This is a genomic window from Bacillus sp. KNSH39, assembly GCF_052656585.1.
Genome location: NZ_JBQXYO010000001.1, coordinates 4845969 through 4869014, shown reverse-complemented (window position 1 = coordinate 4869014; position 23046 = coordinate 4845969). Strand labels below are relative to the sequence as shown.

General features: G+C 33.5%; 26 protein-coding genes and 1 pseudogene. 8 read left to right on the top strand and 19 right to left on the bottom strand.

Annotation, left to right across the window (positions count from 1 at the left end):
- Nucleotides 1-69 precede the first annotated feature (69 nt).
- The gene (locus tag ACUL40_RS24980; protein ID WP_000700224.1) at nt 70-309 is read left to right on the top strand and encodes a DUF2798 domain-containing protein; all 240 of its coding nucleotides are present in this window, start codon (nt 70-72) and stop codon (nt 307-309) included.
- Between the two features lie 765 nt (nt 310-1074).
- Here the strand turns inward: ACUL40_RS24980 and ACUL40_RS24975 are convergent.
- The 8 genes and pseudogenes from ACUL40_RS24975 to ACUL40_RS24940 form a co-directional block, all read right to left on the bottom strand.
- The gene (locus ACUL40_RS24975) at nt 1075-1239 is read right to left on the bottom strand and encodes a hypothetical protein (protein ID WP_000746319.1); all 165 of its coding nucleotides are present in this window, start codon (nt 1237-1239) and stop codon (nt 1075-1077) included.
- A gap of 687 nt (nt 1240-1926) precedes the next feature.
- Nucleotides 1927-2049, bottom strand: a pseudogene (locus ACUL40_RS24970) (DUF2812 domain-containing protein); the annotation flags it as partial.
- 13 nt (nt 2050-2062) lie between these two features.
- A complete protein-coding gene (locus ACUL40_RS24965) occupies nt 2063-2377 on the bottom strand; it encodes a PadR family transcriptional regulator (protein WP_017673390.1) in 315 nt (104 codons plus the stop codon).
- A 113-nt stretch (nt 2378-2490) separates the two neighbouring features.
- Complete coding sequence (locus tag ACUL40_RS24960; protein ID WP_445422713.1) at nt 2491-3135, bottom strand: hypothetical protein; 645 nt, start codon at nt 3133-3135, stop codon at nt 2491-2493.
- A gap of 125 nt (nt 3136-3260) precedes the next feature.
- Nucleotides 3261-4994 (bottom strand): S-layer homology domain-containing protein, encoded by a 1734-nt coding sequence (locus tag ACUL40_RS24955; protein WP_445422714.1) that lies wholly within the window; start codon nt 4992-4994, stop codon nt 3261-3263.
- A 258-nt stretch (nt 4995-5252) separates the two neighbouring features.
- Entirely contained in the window at nt 5253-6593 is a 1341-nt protein-coding gene (locus ACUL40_RS24950; protein ID WP_000474055.1) for a C40 family peptidase, read from the bottom strand.
- A 62-nt stretch (nt 6594-6655) separates the two neighbouring features.
- The gene (locus tag ACUL40_RS24945; RefSeq protein WP_087635097.1) at nt 6656-7921 is read right to left on the bottom strand and encodes a 3D domain-containing protein; all 1266 of its coding nucleotides are present in this window, start codon (nt 7919-7921) and stop codon (nt 6656-6658) included.
- Between the two features lie 1035 nt (nt 7922-8956).
- Nucleotides 8957-9238: an LCI fold-containing protein gene (locus ACUL40_RS24940; protein WP_000473814.1), complete on the bottom strand. Its 282-nt coding sequence runs from the start codon at nt 9236-9238 to the stop codon at nt 8957-8959.
- 368 nt (nt 9239-9606) lie between these two features.
- Here ACUL40_RS24940 and ACUL40_RS24935 point away from each other — a divergent pair, with 368 nt between their 5' ends.
- Nucleotides 9607-10500 (top strand): helix-turn-helix domain-containing protein, encoded by an 894-nt coding sequence (locus ACUL40_RS24935; RefSeq protein WP_000395467.1) that lies wholly within the window; start codon nt 9607-9609, stop codon nt 10498-10500.
- A gap of 380 nt (nt 10501-10880) precedes the next feature.
- On the opposite strand, the gene ACUL40_RS24930 is transcribed toward ACUL40_RS24935, so the two are convergent.
- Together ACUL40_RS24930 and ACUL40_RS24925 are read right to left on the bottom strand one after the other, a co-directional pair.
- Entirely contained in the window at nt 10881-11000 is a 120-nt protein-coding gene (locus ACUL40_RS24930; RefSeq protein ID WP_071740898.1) for a DAK2 domain-containing protein, read from the bottom strand.
- 76 nt (nt 11001-11076) lie between these two features.
- A complete protein-coding gene (locus ACUL40_RS24925) occupies nt 11077-11466 on the bottom strand; it encodes a hypothetical protein (protein WP_000940664.1) in 390 nt (129 codons plus the stop codon).
- 292 nt (nt 11467-11758) lie between these two features.
- On the opposite strand from ACUL40_RS24925, the gene ACUL40_RS24920 reads away from it, so the two are divergent.
- Nucleotides 11759-12310: a DUF4352 domain-containing protein gene (locus tag ACUL40_RS24920; RefSeq protein ID WP_001228902.1), complete on the top strand. Its 552-nt coding sequence runs from the start codon at nt 11759-11761 to the stop codon at nt 12308-12310.
- 191 nt (nt 12311-12501) lie between these two features.
- Here the strand turns inward: ACUL40_RS24920 and ACUL40_RS24915 are convergent, their stop codons facing one another.
- Together ACUL40_RS24915 and dhaK are read right to left on the bottom strand one after the other, a co-directional pair.
- Nucleotides 12502-12852, bottom strand: coding sequence for an SH3 domain-containing protein (locus tag ACUL40_RS24915; protein WP_000946193.1), 351 nt, complete (start codon nt 12850-12852; stop codon nt 12502-12504).
- A gap of 229 nt (nt 12853-13081) precedes the next feature.
- Nucleotides 13082-14833 carry a dihydroxyacetone kinase subunit DhaK gene (gene dhaK, locus ACUL40_RS24910; RefSeq protein ID WP_445422715.1) on the bottom strand — a complete coding sequence of 584 codons (1752 nt, stop codon included), beginning with the start codon at nt 14831-14833 and terminating at the stop codon, nt 13082-13084.
- Between the two features lie 178 nt (nt 14834-15011).
- Here dhaK and dhaS point away from each other — a divergent pair, with 178 nt between their 5' ends.
- Together dhaS and dhaQ are read left to right on the top strand one after the other, a co-directional pair.
- Complete coding sequence (gene dhaS / locus ACUL40_RS24905; protein WP_000204220.1) at nt 15012-15578, top strand: dihydroxyacetone kinase transcriptional activator DhaS; 567 nt, start codon at nt 15012-15014, stop codon at nt 15576-15578.
- A 19-nt stretch (nt 15579-15597) separates the two neighbouring features.
- Complete coding sequence (dhaQ, locus tag ACUL40_RS24900; RefSeq protein ID WP_000723364.1) at nt 15598-16596, top strand: DhaKLM operon coactivator DhaQ; 999 nt, start codon at nt 15598-15600, stop codon at nt 16594-16596.
- Between the two features lie 99 nt (nt 16597-16695).
- Here the strand turns inward: dhaQ and ACUL40_RS24895 are convergent, their stop codons facing one another.
- From ACUL40_RS24895 to ACUL40_RS24880, 4 genes are all read right to left on the bottom strand, one after another.
- A complete protein-coding gene (locus tag ACUL40_RS24895) occupies nt 16696-17331 on the bottom strand; it encodes a VanZ family protein (RefSeq protein WP_000556719.1) in 636 nt (211 codons plus the stop codon).
- Between the two features lie 314 nt (nt 17332-17645).
- Nucleotides 17646-18017 carry an ATP synthase subunit I gene (locus ACUL40_RS24890; RefSeq protein WP_000620610.1) on the bottom strand — a complete coding sequence of 124 codons (372 nt, stop codon included), beginning with the start codon at nt 18015-18017 and terminating at the stop codon, nt 17646-17648.
- A gap of 39 nt (nt 18018-18056) precedes the next feature.
- Entirely contained in the window at nt 18057-18590 is a 534-nt protein-coding gene (gene pssA / locus ACUL40_RS24885; protein WP_033695667.1) for a CDP-diacylglycerol--serine O-phosphatidyltransferase, read from the bottom strand.
- A 43-nt stretch (nt 18591-18633) separates the two neighbouring features.
- Nucleotides 18634-19092, bottom strand: a complete 459-nt coding sequence (locus tag ACUL40_RS24880) for a MarR family winged helix-turn-helix transcriptional regulator (RefSeq protein WP_000198939.1) — start codon at nt 19090-19092, stop codon at nt 18634-18636.
- Nucleotides 19093-19532: 440 nt separating this feature from the next.
- On the opposite strand from ACUL40_RS24880, the gene ACUL40_RS24875 reads away from it, so the two are divergent.
- The gene (locus ACUL40_RS24875) at nt 19533-19799 is read left to right on the top strand and encodes a YmzC family protein (RefSeq protein ID WP_000400965.1); all 267 of its coding nucleotides are present in this window, start codon (nt 19533-19535) and stop codon (nt 19797-19799) included.
- 178 nt (nt 19800-19977) lie between these two features.
- Here ACUL40_RS24875 and ACUL40_RS24870 read toward each other — a convergent pair whose 3' ends face one another.
- Nucleotides 19978-20532, bottom strand: coding sequence for an HPP family protein (locus ACUL40_RS24870; protein WP_000368844.1), 555 nt, complete (start codon nt 20530-20532; stop codon nt 19978-19980).
- A 116-nt stretch (nt 20533-20648) separates the two neighbouring features.
- Nucleotides 20649-21233, bottom strand: coding sequence for a CGNR zinc finger domain-containing protein (locus tag ACUL40_RS24865; RefSeq protein WP_001158435.1), 585 nt, complete (start codon nt 21231-21233; stop codon nt 20649-20651).
- Nucleotides 21234-21652: 419 nt separating this feature from the next.
- Here ACUL40_RS24865 and ACUL40_RS24860 point away from each other — a divergent pair, with 419 nt between their 5' ends.
- Nucleotides 21653-22192, top strand: coding sequence for a DUF4352 domain-containing protein (locus ACUL40_RS24860; protein ID WP_089170528.1), 540 nt, complete (start codon nt 21653-21655; stop codon nt 22190-22192).
- Between the two features lie 103 nt (nt 22193-22295).
- On the opposite strand, the gene ACUL40_RS24855 is transcribed toward ACUL40_RS24860, so the two are convergent.
- Complete coding sequence (locus ACUL40_RS24855) at nt 22296-22553, bottom strand: hypothetical protein (protein WP_000013694.1); 258 nt, start codon at nt 22551-22553, stop codon at nt 22296-22298.
- A gap of 197 nt (nt 22554-22750) precedes the next feature.
- Between ACUL40_RS24855 and ACUL40_RS24850 the strand changes: the two genes are divergently transcribed.
- Nucleotides 22751-22876: a YjcZ family sporulation protein gene (locus ACUL40_RS24850; protein WP_000540377.1), complete on the top strand. Its 126-nt coding sequence runs from the start codon at nt 22751-22753 to the stop codon at nt 22874-22876.
- Nucleotides 22877-23046 lie beyond the last annotated feature (170 nt).

Here is a 23046-nt window from a genome sequence, read left to right as displayed (position 1 = left end):
TTTCAAACTGTAAGATTAGATGTTGGTGAAATTGGGCAGCAAAGCATATATAGAAAATAGGTGTTAATGTTGAAAATCAATAAAAAATTTGAACCATTAATTTTTAATATCTTTATGATTTTAGGCATATCTAGCATTATCTCTTTCGTCATGGTTTCAATGAATGTTGGATATACAGCTTTATTTCTCAAATCATGGATGAAAACATGGGGAATTGCTTTCGTACTTGCATTTTTAGCTTCTAAATTATTACCCTTTGTAGTTAAAAAGATAATGAAAATCTTCACTTTTGTTGAGAATGATGCTTAAGAATAAAGTGATGTACTGCGTAGGTTCATTCCAATTAAAAGAGTTTATTATCACAAAAACTTAACCTAGTAAAATGTTTCAAATCGAAGGAAGACACCTTAAAGGTTGTCTTTTCTTTATAAGTAAAAAAAGCCCGCCTATTTCCGTAGGCGGGCTTTATCTTTATTACACAATACGAAAGTATACTCTCTTTTTCACTGAAATTTTATGTAATTTTACATATTCATGAACATACATGTCTTGATGGACTTTATCTATATACTCATGACAGTAATCCATTGAAAATGTATCTTCTTGAAAGCAAAACTCTCTTTTAGAAAGAAAAAAAGACACCCTAAAGTTCATTCCTCCGACTTGAACTTCTTTAATTTTAATAATATGTATTGGACTCTTATCTAAAAAATAATCTAATGTATTCCAATAAGAGAAAGATAATGATAAAATAAAAGTGCAACAAGATGTTGCTTTGTTTTTAAATTTTATGGGAATAACACAAAAGCTAGGTTTGGTCGCCAAGTTTTTTCATTCCTATCGGTCATGAAATACCCCGGTTGGTCGCTGGGGTATTTCTTTTTTATTAACGTATATATAGGTCTATTATGGACAAAATAAAATATAATCTTAGTAGAAGATAGAACACTGACATCTTTGCCGCTTCTAAATCACTTTGGTCTTGTGCGAAGAAAGGATGGTCAGTACTTTCAGCTCAGTGTTCGATCTACTTTAGTTTTTGAGTTGAGTGTTGCTAATCATAGCAGCACTTTTTTACATTCCAATTTGTTCTTTGATGAATTGAATTATATGTTTTACAAACTGGCTTTGCGTGAAGAAGTAATGAATATTTCTCAGTACTGTCGTCCACGATGCTAGATTACTTACGAAAGACTGGGATTCTGTCTTTTTGGTCGCCTTTTTTTTACGTTTTTTCATTCCTGTCCCTCCCTTCATAAGGGAAGGGCAAAGATGGCACATTTTACATTTTAAAGAGTTATATAGAAGAGGACAAGCTATTCATTAGCAAAATAAAGAAAAGACACCCTAAGGTGCCTTCCTCCGACTTGAACCACTTTAATTTTAATAATATGTATTAGACTCCCATCCAACTGTTATTTTTGTTTATTGAGAAATACAATAATTTATTTGTGCTGGTTGTCTGTATGGTCCATGCAACGATTAACAAGAGGACAATAGCAGTGATGACACCTAAAAGTCATTGCTTGAGCTGATGGCTAGAAACATAAGCGTTACTGTGTATTTATGAAATTTCATTATAAGCAACCTCCTAGTGGAACTACACATTGGTAGAAAAATATATATACTTCTTTCTACTTGATAAGTTCTTATTTTAATCATATATAAAAGGAAATGAAACCGGCTATAACAATCAATGGAAGGATTACTGCGAGTTTATTTTTTAGAGGGACACGCTTGTCTGGGACGCCGGGGTGGATAACAAAAGCTAGTAAAACAATTACTCCAATAATACCTAACAGTGTATGAATGATGATCATCCTCCTAAGTAATATTATTATTAAAATTATATCACATTCAAATGTTTATAAAGTAAATATTTCACAATATAACCCAGATGTTGCATTTTTAAATTCAAAAAAGCCCCTCAAAATATCTAAATGTATAACCAAATGTAGTGCTTTTCAGTTGATAGCCTTTCCAAGCCATCTCTTCTAACCATTTTTCCTCTTTCTCAAAATCTAAAAAGAATTTCAATCTCCACATCATCGTTTCCCCCTAACTATACGCGTAATAAACTCTTTGTAACCGCAATAATATGCTGCATTCTCATAAAATCTAAATGCAATACTTCTTTCCCGCGTTCCGTAATGACATACACTTTTCTTCGTTTATCTTCACTTTTTACCGATTCAATTAACCCTTGTTTTAATAAATTTTCAACCGCACCATACAATGTACCCGCTGCGATTTTCACTTGATGATTACTCAGTTCCTCCACCTTTTGCATAATTAAATATCCATGAGCTGGCTCTAATAAAGCTAAAAGAACGTAATACGTTGTTTCCGTTAATGGTAAATTTTTATCTCTATTCATAAAGACCTCCAATGTAACGATAAATATATAGTTAAACTGTATATGTCAAATGTAGGAATAACTTTATAACCCAAAACAAAAACGCTACCTTTTTAAAAGATAGCGTTTTTGTTTTACCCTTGCTTATTCTTCGCCTTCATTTGCTCTTCATAAACAAACTTCGCGGTCATAAAGTCGTTAGAAAAATCTTTCAATGCATTCTTCATTACATTTAATTCTTCTTGTGATTTAATTTCAATACTGTTTAAGAAATCAAATGCTTTTGATTGTTCCTCCGCAACAAAGTTTTGTGTCATATAATCATCTTGGAAGTCTTTCTTCGCCTTTTCTTTTACTTTATTCATTGCCTCTGTTTTGTTTATGCTTTTCATTGGGTTTTCGAATACTCCAGTAGGTTGTTCCGTTTTTGGCTCTTCTTTCTTTTCCGGCTGTTGCGCTGGTGCTGGTTGTTGTGGTTCCTGCTTTGGTTGTTCTTGTTGAACCGGCTGCTGCGCTACTTGTAGCTCTTTTTTCGCTAACTCATCTTTTAACTTCTTCACTTGCTCATCAAGAGATCTTTTTTCAGTTTCTAACACACTCATATCACTTTTCAACTTTTGCGTTTCTTCAAAATGTTCATCTACTAATTTATTATATTCTTTCTCAGAGTACATTTTTTCACTGGTTGATGTCGTTTTCTCTTTCGTAACAACTACATTAATAATTACAAATAAGGCTACAATTCCTATTAACGCACCGAAAATCTTCTTTTTGTTCATGATTAATCCTCCAAAATGTAAAATTTCAAAAATTATCATAACAGACCAATTCGCTTTCTCTTGTCATATTTTGTCGAATCAATACAATAAAAAAAAGCATCTGAAACAGATGCTTTTTCTCATTCTTAATACGTAAACGTAATTGTTACTAAAGAATACCCTTCTTTCGCATTGTAAGGCTCCGCTTTATAAGAAACTCGATTTGCCCCCTGCGGATAATCGATTTCGCCAATTGCCTTTTTCACATCTTGCAGTGCACCATTCATTGATTGCTTGTATAGCACTTCAATTTTCTCTGGTTTTGCACTATAGCGTTGCTGCATTTTATTTTTTAATTCGGTATAGTTATTTGCGATATATTCATTTCCTAAATAGTTTAACTTTGTATCTTTTAATATTTGTTGATATGCAGGCGTTTTCGTACTACCTGCCGCAATTTTGTTTGTCAGTGTACTATAATAATTCGTTGTAGCTTGCGGGTAGTCTCCGCGGTTCCACTCATGATTTCTTGCGATTTGTTCATCTGATAAATTGAAATACGAATACGTGACGCGGCCCTGCTCATCTGGCACTGGATCATCGAATGTTGTATCAAGGTGATACCATTTGTTTTCGATTTTCACTAAATTCCAAGCATGAGGTTGTCCGTCCCCAGTTCCTGTCACGAAATGATTTTCAATTCCTGCTTCTTTTAATAATTGATACGTTAATAGTGCGTAACCTTGGCAAACCGCAGAACGATTTACAAGTGCTTCATATGCTGTGTAAGCTTTATAAGACGTATCATAAGAAACATGCTTTACTACGTAATCATGAATAGCCTTCACTTTTTCGTGATCATCCATTCCAACTTGAGTAATAGAAGAAACGATTGCTTTCGCTTGTTTCATGACATATTCCGTCTGTTCTTTCGTTTCACGATATGTAATCTTAAGCGTAAACGTATAATTTCCAGGTGATCCAGAAAGTCCATATGAAACATTCGATCTATTATTATTTGTATACTCATTTTTACTTGCAACTTCTTTATATGCGTTAAAAAGTGTATTCATCACTTCTTCTGTATTATTATTTTTCGTTTTATATGGAAGTGTAATATTTGTCTCGTATGTATTAATACGCTTTTGTACTTCCTCTTTAAAAGCTGTTAATAATGCAGCATCTCCTGTGTCTTTCACATCGGCATTTTTATATTTTAAAGTTTTATATAAAAACTGCGCATACTGTTCACGTGTTACTGTACCATACGGTTCAAAATTCCCGTTCCCTGTGCCATCTGCGATTCCATTTGACTGCACTGCACTAATTGCGTTTTCTGCCCAAAATGGATTTGGAACATCCTTAAAGGTATGTTTTTGTTTTGCCGCAAGATGGAAAGCATTTGTAAGAATTTGTGCCATTTCCGCACGACTCACAGAAGCTTTCGGTCTAAATTGGCCATTTTCATCACCTTTAAAAACTCCTAAATTCGTTAAAGTTAATACCTCTTCTGGAAACATTGTAGAACTTTGATTAATATCACCGTAAGGATTTTTAAACGTAGACCCATCCTTTAATACGTAACGAGTTCCATCATTACTAAACGAACCGCCTTGTTTATTCGGTACTAACACTCGATAAATTAAAGCCGCAACTTGCTCCCTTGTCGCAACATCTCCAAAACCAAATATCCCATTCCCATAACCGGAAATAATATTTTTACTCGCTAAATCTTTAATCGCAGGATATGACCAATGTGATGTCGGCACATCAGAAAAAACACCCACTTCAGCAGCCTTCACACCACTGCCATTTGTATATAACAACGCACCACCAATCAGTGATAATGATGTAATTGATTTTAATAGTTTTGTATACATAATGTCTTCTCCCAATACGTTCTCTATTTTTGTTGGTTTATGTCGAAAAATCTAAAAATATGACAAAATATATTATACAATTAAAAGTTTTTGAGGGATATATTGAATTTTAAAATATGCAAAAATTCATATTAATATATTTTTCCGTATTAATATTATGTTGTTTCGATTGTGAATATATATAAGTAGTCAAGTCAACACAAATAATAAAAAGACAGCTATCCATAGATAGCTGTCTTTTTATTGAATCCAATTTAATTATTTTGAAAATCTAGCATACCCCAAGAAGTGCTTCTGAGTGTATGAACTATTTATCTTACTTTTAATTACACCTGTTGTTTCGTCAGCAGCATGAATATATTCACCATTCCCTAAATATATTCCTAAATGAGAAGGACCCGCTTTATATGTATTCTGTAAGAATACTAAATCTCCTGGTTGAGGATCACTTATTTTTGTAACCATTCCCCAGTATCCTGCAACACTTGTTCTCACAATGTTATATCCATTATTTTTAAATACGTAATAAATAAAGCCACTACAATCAAATCCATTTGGTCCTGTCCCAGCTTCAACATACGGCTTTCCAAGTTGTTTTAAAGCTAAATCAATTACTCCAGAAGAACCAGAATCTGTTTGGTTTAGGTTCATCCACTTGTCGCCTTCCCATGTTTTAATCTTCAACCATCCACTAGTTGTCCCATCTATTACTCTAAAATTCTGCGGACTATATAATGCTCCAGCGTTTGCTTTGCCTGAACTAAATGAAGGCTCGTTATACGCATAGAATGCTTTTTCTATGAACCTTTCTTCTCCATCTAGATTCAGCCATTTCTCGCCTTCCCATGTTTTAACCTTTAACCATCCATTAGGTGTCCCATCCACAACTCTAAAATTCTGCGGATTATATAATGCTCCAGCGTTTGCTTTTCCTGCATTAAATGAAGCTTCGTTATACGCATAGAATGCTTTGTTTATGAATCTTTCTTCTCCATCTGGATTGATCCACTTATAACCTTCATAAGTACTTACCTTCATCCAGCCATTTTCTTTTTTTTCTACTACTCCCCAATTTTGTGGGTTAAATGGTGCTCCATAATTTGCTTTCTGTGCATTAAATGAAGGCTCATTATATGCATAAATCGTTTTGTTGACGGTAATTTGTTCAGCCGCAGGATTCATCCATTTTTCGCCTTCCCACGTCTTAAATTTAAGCCAACCATCTGTTGTTCCATCTACTATTCTAAATGTTTGTCGCCCGTACTTCGCTCCAGCATTCGCAACCTTTGATGAGAGAGAAGGTTCATCATATGCATAGAAATCTCCCATGACACGTTCTTCCCCATTCAAGTTAATCCAAACTGGACCTTCCCATGTTTCAATCTTCCACCAGCCATTATCTCTTTTTTCCATGACTCCTACATTTTGAGCACCATACTCTGATCCGCCATTTGTTTTAGCTGAATTAAAAGATGGTTCTTTATACCCATAGAATGATTGATTCACGTATTCTGAACTATTAGCAGCGTGAGTTACCATACTGAATGTCGAGATAGATAGAATAAAAAACAATAAGATTCCTATACTTTTCTTAAACATAAAAATATCCTCCCTTTTATTTTGTCTAATATATAATTTTCGAAGCAAAGAATAGATATATCCTATTTCATTATTTTAATTCTCACTTTTTTACGTCCCCATTCACGTGCTTGCTTTTCTGTAGGAAACAGAACATCAATTTTATTGCCTTTAATAGCCCCACCTGTATCTCCAGCAATTGCATCACCGTATCCTTCAACCCAAACTTTCGTTCCTAGTTTAATAACTTTAGGATCAACTGCAATTAACTTGATGTTAGGATTTTTTCCTATGTCTATTCCAGACGCCGTAATCCTTTCATTTGGTGGACTACCTTCTACACTATATGCAGTAGCTTCCACGTAGAATTCTACGCCTGTATCTTCCGCATTTAAATTCATCCACTTGTCGCCTTCCCATGTTTTAATCTTCAACCACCCACTAGTTGTCCCATCTACAACTCTAAAATTCTGCGGACTATATAATGCTCCAGCGTTTGCTTTGCCTGAGCTAAATGAAGGCTCGTTATACGCATAGAATGATTTGTTTATGAATCTTTCTTCTCCATCTAGATTCAGCCATTTCTCGCCTTCCCATGTTTTAACCTTTAACCATCCATTAGGTGTCCCATCCACAACTCTAAAATTCTGCGGATTATATAATGCTCCAGCGTTTGCTTTAGCTGCATTAAATGAAGCTTCGTTATACGCATAGAATGATTTGTTTATGAACCTTTCTTCTCCATCTGGATTGATCCACTTATAACCTTCATAAGTACTTACTTTCATCCAGCCATTTTCTTTTTTTTCTACTACTCCCCAATTCTGCGGGTTAAATGGTGCTTCATAATTTGCTTTCTGTGCATTAAATGAAGGTTCATTATACGCATAGATTGTTTTGTTGACAGTAATTTGTTCAGCCGTAGGATTCATCCACTTGTCGCCTTCCCACGTCTTAAATTTTAGCCAACCATCTGTTGTTCCATCTACTATTCTAAATGTTTGTCGCCCGTACTTCGCTCCAGCATTCGCAACCTTTGATGAGAAAGAAGGTTCATCATATGCATAGAAATCTCCCATGACACGTTCTTCCCCATTTAAGTTAATCCAAACTGGACCTTCCCATGTTTCAATCTTCCACCAACCATTATCTCTTTTTTCCACGACTCCTACATTTTGAGCACCATACTCTGATCCGCCATTTGTTTTAACTGAATTAAAAGATGGCTCCTTATACCCATAGAATGATTGATTCACATATTCTGAACTACTAGCAGCGTGAGTTACTATACTAAATGTAGAAATAGATAAAATGAAAATTAATAGCAATGATACGCCTTTTTTAAACATATAAACTTTTCACCTCTTCCTTTTTTTAACAGTATATTACCATAAGTACATTAACATAAATTTCTTTATTTATCTATAATTTACCATATTAATTGGTAAACAATTTAGATTATTATATTTCTTTTAAACCCTCTCTATTCAAGGCATAATTGGGTTCAATGTAATATGAAATACAAGATATGCAATATTGCATATCTTGTATTTTTTATATTAAATTATTAATCTATTCCTTTCTTATACAAAAGTATCTAATTTTTGCTAGTTTCTCTTCTTTTTAAAATAACTATTTAGAGATAGTTTTATTAAATTTTTCACTACTAGCCACAAAAACATCTTATAATCTTTATATAATAAATTAATGTATTAGGGGTAGATAAAATGCCAGTTACACTCGAACTTATTCTTTTTATTCTTATAGCAATTAGTGCTGTTGGCTATTTAATAAAAGAATTTCAAAAAACTAGGAAACGAACACTTGGAATTTCACTAGAATTTTTAGTTCTTTTCTGGTCAATATGGAGAATATCAACTATCATAATCTAATTTATAAAACATAAATTCCTTCGAATGAATTGAAACTCTAATCAGCGGGGGGGGGGTATAGGATAAATTTACCGGTATTTTTACCACAACATTCATGTTAAAATCCCTTGTGAGTACGACATAACTCGACCTTATGAAGCTCCGCAGCTTTTATCGCGGAGCTTTTTTTATTTAAAATAACTATTTTGTTCACTTTTTCGATACATTTACGAAACATTCATATGTTACGTTATATAAGTCCTTTTTTAAATCATATTCATTCTAGCAAAAAGTCCTAGTCCCCCTAGGACTTTTTGCATTCAAACAATGAGTTGTATTTTTTCTCAATAACCGAAACTACTTAAGGTGGTAAAATAATAATTGGACTGGCATCCAATACCATATTACAATGGAGCAAATCGCAAGAAGGCACCTTAGGGTGTCTTTTTTATAGAGAATCGGTTTAAAAACTACAAATAAAAGAACCTCAATAAATGAGGTTCAAAAAATCTACTATTTTAAATTACCTTCGTAAAAAGCAACTCCATTTTGAACATGTTTTAAGTACCACGTAATCGTCCCGCCACAAACATTTTCATTAAAACTATTAGCATATACTCCATTTGAGTAATAAAGAGTTCTTTTGAATTTACCATTAGAATACTCATAAGGAATTGAGCATGTGGCTTGCTTCGGAGAGCTCACAGCTTTTTGCGTATCAGCTGAAGCTGCCCCAATTCCTCCTGTTAATGCAATACCTGTTGCTAACGCTCCTACTACTAATTTCTTGAACATAATAAATCCCCCTTTAATAGTTTTTATAGCTTACAACTTAAATGTATCATTTTTGTAATTTATGTAAATATCTTGAATATGTAGAAATATTTATTTAATTATTGGTAATATTGGAATTTTATTTTATCAAATGGAAAATAGAGGAATTGGAAAGGCATGTGAAAATACAGCTAGGTTTATATTAAATGAAAGTGGTTCAAGTCGGCGGAAGGCACCTTAGGGTGTCTTTTTTGTACATAAAAAAATCTCACCATCTTATAGAGACGATAAGCCCTTTAAAACAATAATTGCAACTATATTAATTTTACATTACATTAAGGTTAGAGAATGTTCTTATATTAACAAAGTGCTAAATAGTAGGTGGAAAAATGGAATTTAACGATTTGGGTATTACCATTAAAGAACTTAGAATTAAAAAAAATATATCACAATCCGAATTATGTCATGGAATATGTTCACAAAGTCAAATTAGCAAGATTGAAAAAGGTATGATTTATCCATCTAGTATATTGTTATATCAATTATCAGAAAGACTTGGCATTGATCCGAATAACATATTTGCACTAACTCAAAACAAAAGATTAAAATATGTAGAAAACGTAAAATACGTAATAAAAGATTGCTTAAAGCAAAAACAATATAAAGAACTTTATGAAATAGTAAAAAAAGAGAAAAACTTAAATAATTTTCAAACAAAAGATGAGAAACAATTTCTAATGTGGCATGAAGCAATTGCTATATTTATGGTGGATAAATCAATAAAAACTGCTTTAGATTTTTTAAATAATGCATTAAAACTGACTTTAACTAATTCTGATTTTTTATCAGAAAGAGAAATAGATATTATGCAAACAATGGCTATATTTTATGCAGAAAATAAAGAATATGAAAAAAGTATTAATATATTCAAAAGATGTTTAACTAATTTTAATAAATTAGATTTTCCTAGAGATAAAGAAATTAAATTAAAACTCATGTTAAATTTAGCAAAATGTTTCGACTTCACATATCAACATGAAGAGGCAATAAAGTATATTGATAAGGGTATCAAATTAGCAATTAATCTAAATACTTTATACTTACTAGGTGAACTATTCTATTTAAAAGGTCAGTGTTTATTAAAAATGAAACAACATAATGTAGAAGATGTTATTTATAACTGGAAAAAAGCATTATTTATATTTGAACTAACAGAAAAAGAATATTATACAAAAATGCTACCAGATGAACTTATTGAAATACAAAATAAAAAACACTCATAATTTCGTAAAAACTACTTACAAAACCCACAGAAAAAATCCCTACAGCTTTTAAACTTAGATCGATAATATTAAAATTAATTTAAGTCGGCGAAAGGCACCTTTAGATGTCTTTTCTTTATTTTTACAAGGACCTGCTCAATTAATTCTTAAAAACATAATAGGGAATATTGTTTTTATTTATCTCATTTTCAGTCATGCTATATAAAATTCGTTAATAAATCCACCTCAAATACTAGTTCCTTTTATAAGCCGTTTGTTTTGATGTAGATGACATTATTCTCAATACAATAGAATGAATTATGGGAACATATTTAGCAATATATATCAAAAAACATATTAAAAAAACCCTTCACCTTAAGGTAGAAGGGATCTTTTAATTTCTATTTCAAACTACCTAAAATTTCTGTAAAGATAACCCCAAGCATATGTGCACCTGCATCTGGATATCCTAAACTTCTTTCACCAACTACCGCTCCTCTGCCGAATGATCTTTCAACAATAGATTATATGCCTTGAAGTGCTGTTTGCAACATTTCAATTCAGATATACGACAGTAAAGAATACATTATCACAGTGTCAGCAAGCAAAAGTGTATTCTGCATTTCTGAAAACAGTAGATGGCAGATTATGACCTACTGAATCTGCTAAGAAAGAATATACAAGAACATCCTTAACATCCTCTCTATTTCCACTAATGATGACATCAAGGAAATCTTCTACTTGGAATTCTGGAGTAAACAACACAATCTTAGTTGTTCTATTTGGTTCTAAAGAAACAAAAGTACGAGAGATTTCAACTAATTCATTTTGAGTTGGGAAAAAGGTGTTTCGACTTCTCTTAACAGTTACCGTTACATTACTAGTATGACAGCGTGAATCATTGTTTAGCATAATGTTGAGAGCAGTTGGAATAATCCCATTTTCAGAAACTGGAACTCGAAACACTCCAGTAGATTTATGAGCCATATAATCACATCCTTCCAAAATAAAATATATTTACAATATATTAAATGCAAAAAACGTTCATTTTGATATGGACAAATTACATGATTAATATATCTATAATAACCCTCGGTATTACTAAGCCAATGTTTTAAAAGATTAACAAATATCGCGAGAACCAATCGAATGTATATTAAAAGTAAAAAGAATAAGTTGTCTAAAAGACCCCCTATTTTGAGCCAATAATGAGACATTATGTTAATCTTATATGTATAGTTGCACAAAATTGAGAAACTTAAGGAGACAGATAAATTTTATGAGAAAATTATCTATATTACTTACTTTCATTCTAGTATTAGTCAGTGTTACGGCTGCTTGCACACAAGATAAAACAGATAGTGCCGTTGAAAATGGTCCAATAGAAGAACCAACCGCAAAAAATGAAAATGAAGAATTAATAAATTTTGAAGAAAAAGAAGATATGAGCCGCTTGGAACAAGGTATTTTATTAGTTGGTGAGAGTGTTAAGGGAGGCTATTACTTGACCGCTGTTCAAAGTGCCTATTTAAATGCTAGCAACGATTCCGTAGTTGTTAATGTCTCTGTAAAAAATGTACGAGGTCAAACGATTGGACTATCAGAATTAAAATATAACTTAAAAGATGAAAAAGACGGAAAGATCTATAAAGGAAAGGTGCTTGATCAAAACCCTTCTGATATACAAGTTAAACCAAATGAAACGGTAGAATTGAAAATAGCTTTTGAAGTACCACGTACCGCAGATGAATATATGTTTTATATTGAAAGCTCTTTAGACCCTCTACAAACATACTGGAAAATTGATAAGCTGCAATCACAAACAAACTAAGTCTAAAATAAGCAAAAAACAATGAAAAATTTAATATAGATACAAATGAATACTATATAAACGTAAGACCATCGATTTAATGAATCGTTGGTCTTTTTCAAAAAATGCCCCATTAAAAACTAAGAGATAAAAAAAACTAATCTCGAGAAGAGATTAGCTCAATATATCCAAAGCTATTATGGTACATAGTTTTATGAGCAAACGTTATATAATGTTGTATGGGATACATAACCTGTCATCCCTTTATATGTAACTTTTAACCACTGTTTAGAATTACTGTAATGACCTTGAACATATTCACCAGTTACCCATGTTCCAGTAATTTTCGTACCATCATTAAATGTATGTAAGACAGGTGAATCGACAGTATAACCACTGCGCATCTTTGCACCATATACACCTACCGTACCTCCCTTTGCACAAGCTGCTACTACATTTTGATTTTCAGTAGCATTCGTAGCCGCGAAAGCAGAGCCGTTAAATGTAAATAAAGTAAATATAAAAGCTGTTAGTACTGTACAAATAGATAAACGACGTAACAAAATAAATTCCCCCTTTTTTTATAATTTTCTTCTTCACAAATGATTATCTTAAATATTCTAACTATTTTCAATATATTAATGTTGAGAAATATTAGTTGTATTTTTGAAATAAGATTTTATCAAAAATAGTAACAAACTCATATTTTACTGAGAAAGAACCGAAAGAAGTCTTCTACATATCAACTATATAAAAATCCCTCCACCTTAAGGCAGAGGGACTTTCCAATTACTATTTCAAACTACCTGCAATCTCCGTAAAGATAACCCCAAGTGCATGTGCACCTGCATCTGGATATCCTAAGCTTCTTTCACCAACTGTACCAGCGCGGCCCATGCGAGCTACGATTTCTTTCGTGTACTCTGCTCCTTTGACCGCTGCTTCTGCTCCTTTTTCAAAGGCAGTTTTTACGTCTACTTCGTTTGAGGCGCTATCTAACCAAGAGTCTACACATGGAGCAAGTGCGTCAACAAGTGTTTTGTCACCAACTACTGCTCCTCTGCCGAATGATCTTTCACCGATCGATTGTATGCCTTGCAATGCTGCTTGCAGCATTTCAGTGAATTCTTTCACTGTTAACTCACGTTTTTCGCCCGCAGCTTTACTAGCAGCGCGGAATGCACCGCCCCAAATTGGACCAGATGCGCCGCCGCAATGTTCCATAATAATCATCGAACAGCCATCAAGGAATGATCCGATCGTTACGTTTTCTTGTTCTACAATAGAGTGCCACTCACGTTTTAATTGCTTAAATCCTTTTGCCACACTCATTCCGAAGTCGCCATCACCAGCATGCGTATCTAGCTCACAGAACGGTACTTCATTTTTAATAATAATATCGCTCATTTTATCAACGAGATAAATCATGTTGTTTAATGTAATAACATTATCTTTAATAACAGCGTGCTCTTCCGCAGTTTCTAGTTCAAATGAAACTTCCTTCTCTTCTGTCTCTTCAAGTACATTTACGTACTCTACACTTTCAACTGGACCGTCTACTTTAAACGCTGGTGTATTACATTCTTTTGATAGTAATGTTTTTAGCTCTTCATCTAACTTCATTACCGTTAAAGACATACCAGCCATATCAATACTTGTCATATAGTTACCGACGAATACTCTATTAATTTTAATGTTTCTTGCAGCTAGTTCTCTCGTAACTGCGTTGTTAAATAAGTAAAGTTCTTGCAGTGGTGTTCCGCCAAAACCGTTAACTAGAATTGCGATTTCCTCGCCATCTTTTACTCCTAAATCTTTTACAAGGTCATTTGTCATACGGTTCGCTAGTTCATCTGCTGACAGCATTATTTCACGCTTAATTCCTGGTTCGCCGTGAATACCTACACCGTATTCCATTTCATCTTCCGCAAGTGTGAAAGTAGGTGATCCACTCGCTGGAACTGTACAAGACGTTAATGCTAAACCGATTGTGCGCACGTTAGCCGCTGCTTTTTCTGCTACAGCTTTCACCGCTCCTAAATCCATACCTGCTTCCGCTGCTGCGCCGGCAATTTTATGAACTAAAATAACGCCCGCAACGCCGCGGCGTCCTACTGTGTACAGGCTATCTTCTACCGCAATATCATCGTCCACCTTTACGTAGTCGACTTCAATTCCATCTTCCGTCGCTAAATGCGCACCGTTTTTGAAATTCATAATATCGCCGCTATAATTTTTAATAATTAATAACGTACCTTTTTTACTAGCTGTCTCTTTAATCGCTTGGTATACCTGAATTTGTGAAGGTGACGCAAACACATCTCCGCACACTGCCGCATCTAACATTCCTTTTCCGACTAATCCTGCATGTGCCGGCTCGTGACCACTACCGCCTCCACTAATTAACGTTACTTTATTTTCGTTCATTTCTTTCTTCTTAATCACTTTATATTTTTTCAAAAGCTCAAGCTCTGGATGAGCCATAACCATTCCGTTGCACATTTCCATTACTAATGTTTCTGGTTTGTTTATAATCTTTTTCATTGTAGTTCTCCCTCAATTCCTTTAATATATTGTGATATATTTGAAATCTTCTTCTTACTAACCATGTTAAAATGAAAGCGTTTTATAGTAAACGGACAAAATGGACAATCTGTCTAAAGACACCGCTCTCATTTATAGATAGGATTTTCATATTAATAACATTCTAGGGATGATTCAGATGACCTCTTCTATAATTTCTAAAAAGATAATCGCGAACTCATTGAAGTATTTAATGGAAACAGAGTCGTTTCATAAAATATCAGTGAGCGATATTATGTTACACTGTCAAATGCGTAGGCAAACTTTTTATTATCATTTTAAAGATAAATTTGAACTATTAAGCTGGATTTATAGAGAAGAAACGAAGGAAAACATTATCGACTTTCTCGATTATGAAACGTGGGAAAACATTTTCGATTTATTATTTGATTACTTTTATGAAAATCAAAAATTTTACCGAAATGCTTTTAAAGTCATTGAGCAAAACTCGTTTAATCACTATTTATTTGAGCATACGAAAAACTTATATATGAAGATTATCGATGAACTATCTGTGAGCTGTGGATTCAGCCTTTCTGATGAGACAAAAAATACGATTGCCTCCTTTTATAGTCACGGCTTCGTTGGAACGATAAAAGATTGGATTGAAAGTAAGTGCGAAGTAGATCCTTCCATCATGTCTTCTCTTATGAAAAATATGATAAACAATCAATTACTACTATTACTGGAGCAATCAGCAAAGTAATTAAAGGGTGGCAAAAGCAATGAAAAAGATTATGAATGATGTACAAAATATCGTTCAAGATATGCTGCACGGCTTTTATTTTGAACATAACGACAAAGTAAATTACGATGAAACGAATAACATCATTTATGTAAAAGATATCGAAAAAATGAAGCAAGACGTCGCTATTATAAGTGGCGGTGGTAGCGGACATGAACCTGCTGATATTGGCTATGTAGGAAAAGGTATGCTTACAGCGGCAGTAAACGGAAGCATCTTCACTCCGCCTACAGTGGAACAAATTGCGGCGGCAACTCGCCTTATGCCAAAAGATAAAAGTATACTATTCATTATTAAAAACTTTAAAGATGACGTTGAGAACTTTCTTGCGGCAAAGCAGATCGCTAAAGAAGAAGGAAGAAAAATTGACCACATCATCGTAAATGACGACGTTTCAATTGAAGATGATGCTTCTTTTAATAAAAGAAGACGCGGCGTCGCTGGTACTGTTTTCGTTCAAAAAATACTTGGTGCGGCCGCTCTTGAAGGCCATTCTCTAGAAGAACTAACAACACTTGGCCGCTCTATCACTAAAAATTTACACACATTAGGAGTTGCTCTTTCCCCTGTCAACGATCCAGTAAAAGGAAAAGCTTCATTCACATTAAATGACGATGAAGTGTTTTATGGCGTAGGCATTCACGGAGAAAAAGGTTACCGTAAAGAAGCACTATCCTCTTCTGAAATATTAGCGATCGAACTAATGAACAAACTAAAAAGCATTTATCGCTGGAGAAAAGGAGACAACTTCGCTATCCTCATTAATGGACTCGGCGCAACTCCATTAATGGAACAATACATTTTCGCAAACGACATTCGCCGTTTGTGTGAACTTGAAGGATTGCAAGTGACATTCGTAAAGGTTGGTACACTGTTAACTTCTTTAGATATGAAGGGTGTTTCGCTTAGTTTGCTTAAGGTAGAGGATTTGGATTGGGTGAAGTGGTTGAAGGCGGATGTTAGAGTGGGTAATTGGTAAGTAAAAATTATGATGATAAAAGCCTTTAACTATAACAAGTTAAAGGCTTTTTGCAAATTGAAATATCGTACGGGCATTAACAAGAAATTCGTAATTGCCTCACTGAATGATGACAGGTCTTCCAAATAAAGCTGGATGATAAATTAACATCGCTCCTACAAATGAACATACTAAACAAAAAATAGCCTCGTATTTTATAACTAGAGAAGAGCTGGTATCAAGCTTTTCCCCCTCTCTTTTAAATATCATTTTTAAAGCTCTATATAATAAATACCCAATAATCGCCCCGAGGGTGTTCGTAAATAAATCATCAATATCTGTAATTCTATTATTTAACAATTGATTTAACTCAATTGCCAATGAAAAAAAGAATCCTGCACATACCGTGTTTTTTATTTTTCTAAAATACGGCCAAATCATCGGTAATAAAAAACCGAACGGCATAAACAGTACGATGTTCAAAAGATACGTAGTACTACCTGCCGTATCAAATAGAGTCAAGTTGATTTGACTTACACGAATCCACGTTTCATATCTACTTATATCCCATACAGTTGCAATCTGCGTCACCTTATACACTAACGAAAGGTAGAACAGAAAAACATATACCCATAGAAAATGCCGAATAGATATGTTTCTTTTCGCTTTAAAATAAAATCCAATTTGAAATAAAATACAAAACATAATTGTAAAAAAATAAGTATACAAATAACTCATCAAAACTTCTGTATGCATGTGGAATCCCCTAACTTTACATTTTCATCTATTATTTTAGAATATAGTTTAAGAACCAGTACTTTGTTCATATGTTTAATCTTCTACTTTGTCTTCGAATATAGGGAATATATTAAAAATAAAAAAATCCCCACTTATTCATTTTCAGTCTCCTCCTTGATGTAACTTGTTTATAGGATAGAAAAAACTTTTAAAATAAAAAGTGGGGGAAATATAAAATTTTTCTTAAATTTTATGTTAGATTTTATTATTACTCTAATTACTAATCCGCTATTCGTTGTTAGGCAACAGTATGCTTAAACTTAGGTTTCACTTTATCCCTTCTCATCCCTCATACTGTAATACCCCAAATTAATAATAACCAAGAAATACCCACTCATAATTCCAGCAGCGAATGTCCACATGAATTCATGGTGTTCAATTTCATACATAATAATCGCGCCGAGTATTGCGGCTGCGAACCGATTTATCATTCCAAGCATCGGTGCTTTTTCTTTTTTTACAATGCTATCTCCGAACTTTTCAATACGCCTTCCTAAAATCCAGGCGCAGTACATACTTACTAAAAGGCCAATGCTTATCCCTACGAACTGGGCTGAAAAAGGTGTCACAAGCCATCCCAATAACATTACGCCTAGCAAACAATACATTTGTATGTTGAATGATCTTAATGCCATACGAATCATGTTATACTCCTTTATCTTTCTCATTGTAATCCCGTATCATCAATCCAATCTTCCAGGCTTCAAGCTTTCAGCTATATCTTTTTTAAAATGAGGGAATTTGATTTTGCTTACCATTAAATAAGCGAGTACACATGTACCAAACGCCACGGAAACTGGATTCTTTAAAAAACATAAAATGAGGAGACACATTGCCGCGAATGGGATTGGCATGCCGATAAAGGTCGGGAGTTTGCTTTGCTGTGTGTTAAATCTTGCAAGCCGAAGCATGCCGCAAATACTGTAAGCAAGCGCGCATATCATCCCGATAGACTGCAAATCTTTTAACGAGGCACTATATGCAAGAATAGACGGTGCCACACCAAAAGTAACTAAATCCGCAAATGAGTCTAACTCTCCACCAATTTCCGAAACAGAATCAAGTTTCCGAGCGACCATACCATCTAAAAAGTCAAACAACATACCTGTAATAATAAAAACTGCTCCCAAATAAATATCGTGAACGAAAACAGCGTAAATAGCTAAAAGCCCACATACAAAATTTGCTATCGTAATCATATTTGGTATGAAACTCATAATACACTTCTCCTCCTTTCTACTAATTGCTTCATCTACGTTCTTACTCATTACAATCAAGATCTTTCTGTTTTTCTTCCAATATGACTTTATTTATTTTCGTTAACGTATCTGTCATTTGCTCTAGGGCGTTTATATCGATTTTAGAAAAATATTTCTCAATTAATACATCATCTAACTCCGACAACCGCTCTATATACTTACTACCGTTTGGACCAAGTGTAAGAAAATACTCCCGTTTATTATTAGGGTTTACTTGTTTTGAAATCATCTTCTGTTTCTCCAATTTAGATAAAACTTGACTAACGGCACTTTTTGATATATTAAAAGTAGTCGCAATGTGATTTGCTGTCGTGTTTTCATTTAAATTAATATGAAATAGCATGCTCTCTTGCTGTCCTGTAAGACCGAATTCATCTTTTAACTCCTGGAATAGTAAAATGTAGAATTCATTATAAGCTCGGTTCATTTCATTAATTACTTCTTTATACGTTCTAGTCATAGCGTTATTCCTCCATGCTTTTATTTCGTTTTGTTTAATAGTTAAGTTCACTTAACTTAACTATATTATACCGTTATGTTCGTGTAAAGGGAAATATAACTCTACACTTTACTCACAATGATACAAAAAAGAAGACACTCTTCTAAAACAAGTTAAGTCCCTTCTTCCTCACCGCTTCCTTCATCCAAATACCCGATTAATCGTTCTGAATAATCAAAAAGAAAATCAATTAAATTCCATATAGACCCATTACTGGTTAAAATGTTATAATGGAATTACCCTACATAGTTACTCATAGCCAGACTGAGGAACTAGCGTCTTATTAAGTAATGCGCATAACTAAAATAAAAAAGACACTTTACGGTGTCTTTTTTATTTATATTCCTAGGAATCATCTCTTTTATAAACAGACTCTATCAAACAGTAAAGGAGACAAACAGATGGAACATCCTGTTGCAAGAGAATTACGTTTTATACGGGTATGTCTTATCATTTTGATTATTGTCATTGCATTCTGGGATCGTGAGAAAACTGTGGAAATTACTGATCACGGTAGCGATCCTATTTTAAACACCAGCAATATGACCCAAGTTGGTGAGAATACATTTGCATACAAAGACGAATCGAATCAAATTAAAATATTTAAGTTTAATCCAGATACAAATGAAATAAAATTAATAAAAGAGTTTTATGCTAACGAATATTAATTACATGAATTAAATAATTCAAATCTGTAGAAGACACTTTAAAGTGTCTTTTCTTTATGAACTACAAAGTATGAGGACCCAAGCCATTAGCTACAATTACGACTAAGGCTTTTACTATATAAAAAATAAAACATAGTAAGAATAGAATACTCAATTAAATTATTTTTCCCTTCACAAACTACATCCAAAAAGTTGGATAACTTCTTTTACTACTCATATTATTAATGAATAAAGCAATAACTACAATAACAACGGAGCCAATTAAAACTGGTGTTACTAAATAACTCCAACTATTTGCCCCTAAAATTACGATAATCGGATCGGCGCCTGCCGGAGGGTGCGTCGTTCTCGTTAACATCATAACGGCTATTGCCATCCCCACCGCTAAAGCAATTGTCCAATATTCATTCCCAAACAAATGATATATTGATAGACCAATGAAAGTTGAAATCAAATGTCCTCCAATAATATTACGCGGCTGAGATAATGGCGCATTCCAAACTCCAAACGCTAATACACAACTCGCACCAAATGGAGCCATTAATAATTCTGTAGAGGTTATGCTCGTTAAATATGTTAAGGTAAGAATTGTTAAAAATCCCCCTAGTAGTCCCGTTAAAGAGTCCTTTACATTTACTTGTAATGGGCTTCTTCCTTTCCCTTTCATTTTTGTAAAATATCGTACACTTATTGGTTGAGGATCTTTCTGCTTAGTTGCTGTTATATTATCCATCGTTCTCCTCCTTTATTTACCAACAATTATAACCCGACATAACTAACCTGTAAATATTAATTTAAGGGGTTAGTTTTAAAATACAAAAAAAGAATCAACTGTTATAAGTTGATTCTCTAAACTTCCTCAAATTTTCGATCCTGAAATTTTGCTACCTTTTTCCGGTTCCCACATATTTTCATAGAGCACCATTTTCGTTTTCCACTCTTATCTATAAATAATAAAACACAGTCAGGATTTGAACACCTTTTAAGGGAAATAAGCTTATTTTCTGCTATTAACGTTAAAGCGTCAAATGCAATTAACGATGCGAGTACATCCTCGATTTCTCCAACTGGGATAGATACTAGTTGCTGTTCAATGATTTTATATGTAAATGGTGCCTTCTCAATTTGTTTTTCTAAATACGTAATAAAATCATTAGAAATTTCTTGCTGATCAGCAATTGCCTCAAACTGTTTTCTCAATACTTCTCTTACCTCTAATATGCTAGATGTAACTTGATCCATTCGCTTCTGAATTCCTATAAGTGTTTTTTCATTCCAAAAAGGAAGATTAACCTTTATTACATGTAGCCATTCTAATACATCTTCATCTGTTATTAATAAATCATAACGTTGTCCACGCCTAACTAACTCTGTATTTACTAAATCTAATGAGAGATTTCCCGATATAAGCGGGAATTGTTTTGTTTCCTGCATGTACTCATCACCTTCTCTTTAAATAATCATATTCCAAATTAATACAGAAGTACAACTTTTTTATAAACTACAAAGTATGAAGATTAAGGCCTTTAGCCATAATTACGACTAAAGGCTTTTGGTATGTAAGTAAATGAAAAAGGAGCTAATTTTATGGAACATAATAAAAATGGAGTGCTTGCTTTAATTGTTTTATTTTTAGGATTAGTGTTTTTTGTTAGTGGAATGATTTATCATTTATGGGGCTCATTTTAATTTCAACTTTTAGACAGATAAATAATTCGAATCAGAGAAACGCACAAATCTTTCCCTTTTCCTTCCAAAATCAATATAATAAGATATAAAATGTAATACATATAAAGACAAATATATATAGCACTCATTAAAAGTGCTTCTATTTTGGAAGGAAGAAACAAACGATGAACAAAAAGTTATTAGCATCATTATTATGTAGCACATTCTTGTTTGGAGCATCGGCTTGCAGTTCACATGATACGCCTGCGAAAAATGAGCAGGCGACTTCTAAAAAAACAGAGAATGACAAACTTAGCAGCAAGGATCCGCAAAAAGAACTTCCTACCAATGTAGATTCCTCTGATGTATACATGTCAATGGGATCTGCCGAGTCATTAGATGTTCTAGGGACTGGAGAAGTTAAAGCACAAGGTGTCTTTAAAGTATTAGACATCGCCGTTTATAATCGTAAAGAAGAACCCATTACACTAGATATTAACAACTTTAAATTAATTGATGGATTTGGAAGAGAATATCACATTTCCAATGAATATCAGTCAGTACTTAAAGCTGCAAATATCTCCACATTCAAATTTAATATTGTTAATCCTAATGAAAGTTCGGAAGGAAACATTGTATTTGATGTACCGAAAAACACGCAAGGATTAACTTTAAAAATTAATAATGATAAGTTAGATAAAGAACTCCAATTAAAAGTGGAATAGGCCAATAAATGCGTCTCCCTTAACATTCTCTACTGACATAAAAAAGTACAGTCTTTTCTACAGCAGACTGTACTTTTTTATTTATCATTTCACATAACATTCCCTAATTTTTTTGACTAGATGCTCTCCAATCACGAAAAGATGTTGGGCGTCCAGAAAAAGCTCTTTGCTTTGTAACAGATGGTTTTTCTTCAGGAGTCATTGTTTTTTCTTTAAGAGTCGCTGGTTTTTCTTTAAGCGTCACTGACTTTTCTTCAAGAATAGTCACAGCTGTTTGCATTTTCTCTAACTGTTCTTTCAACAATTGTTGTTCAATCTTTAAATCCGTAAGTAAACGTAAAATCATCTCAGAATTAGCCATAAGATCCTCCTTCCCCCAATACACAGAATAAAATACAATATGTAGAAGACAAAATTCCGGTGACAAAAATAAGATCGTCAACTCTTTTTAACTTCCAAAATCCTTTTATTTTTTTAAGGACCTGCTCCATTCACCCTTAAAAACATAAATTAAATTAAATCCATTAATAAATGGTCTTTATGGAAGGAGGAGTTAATATGGGCTATGGAGGTAGTTGTGGTGGAGGCTGTGGTTTCGGCGGCGGATTTGCCTTACTTGTTGTGCTCTTCATCTTATTAATCATCGTTGGCGCTAGCTGTTGGGGCGGCGGATTCGGCTGCTAAGGAGAGGCACTCTTGAGAGTGTCTTTTTTTGATATGTGGCTCGTATACATATTGTTCAAATCTATATATTTTTTAAAAATATAGATTTAAAGCATATTTCTCAATGAATAAAACAATTTAACATGGTAAAATAATAGTTGGATGGGAGTCCAATATATTATTAAAATTAA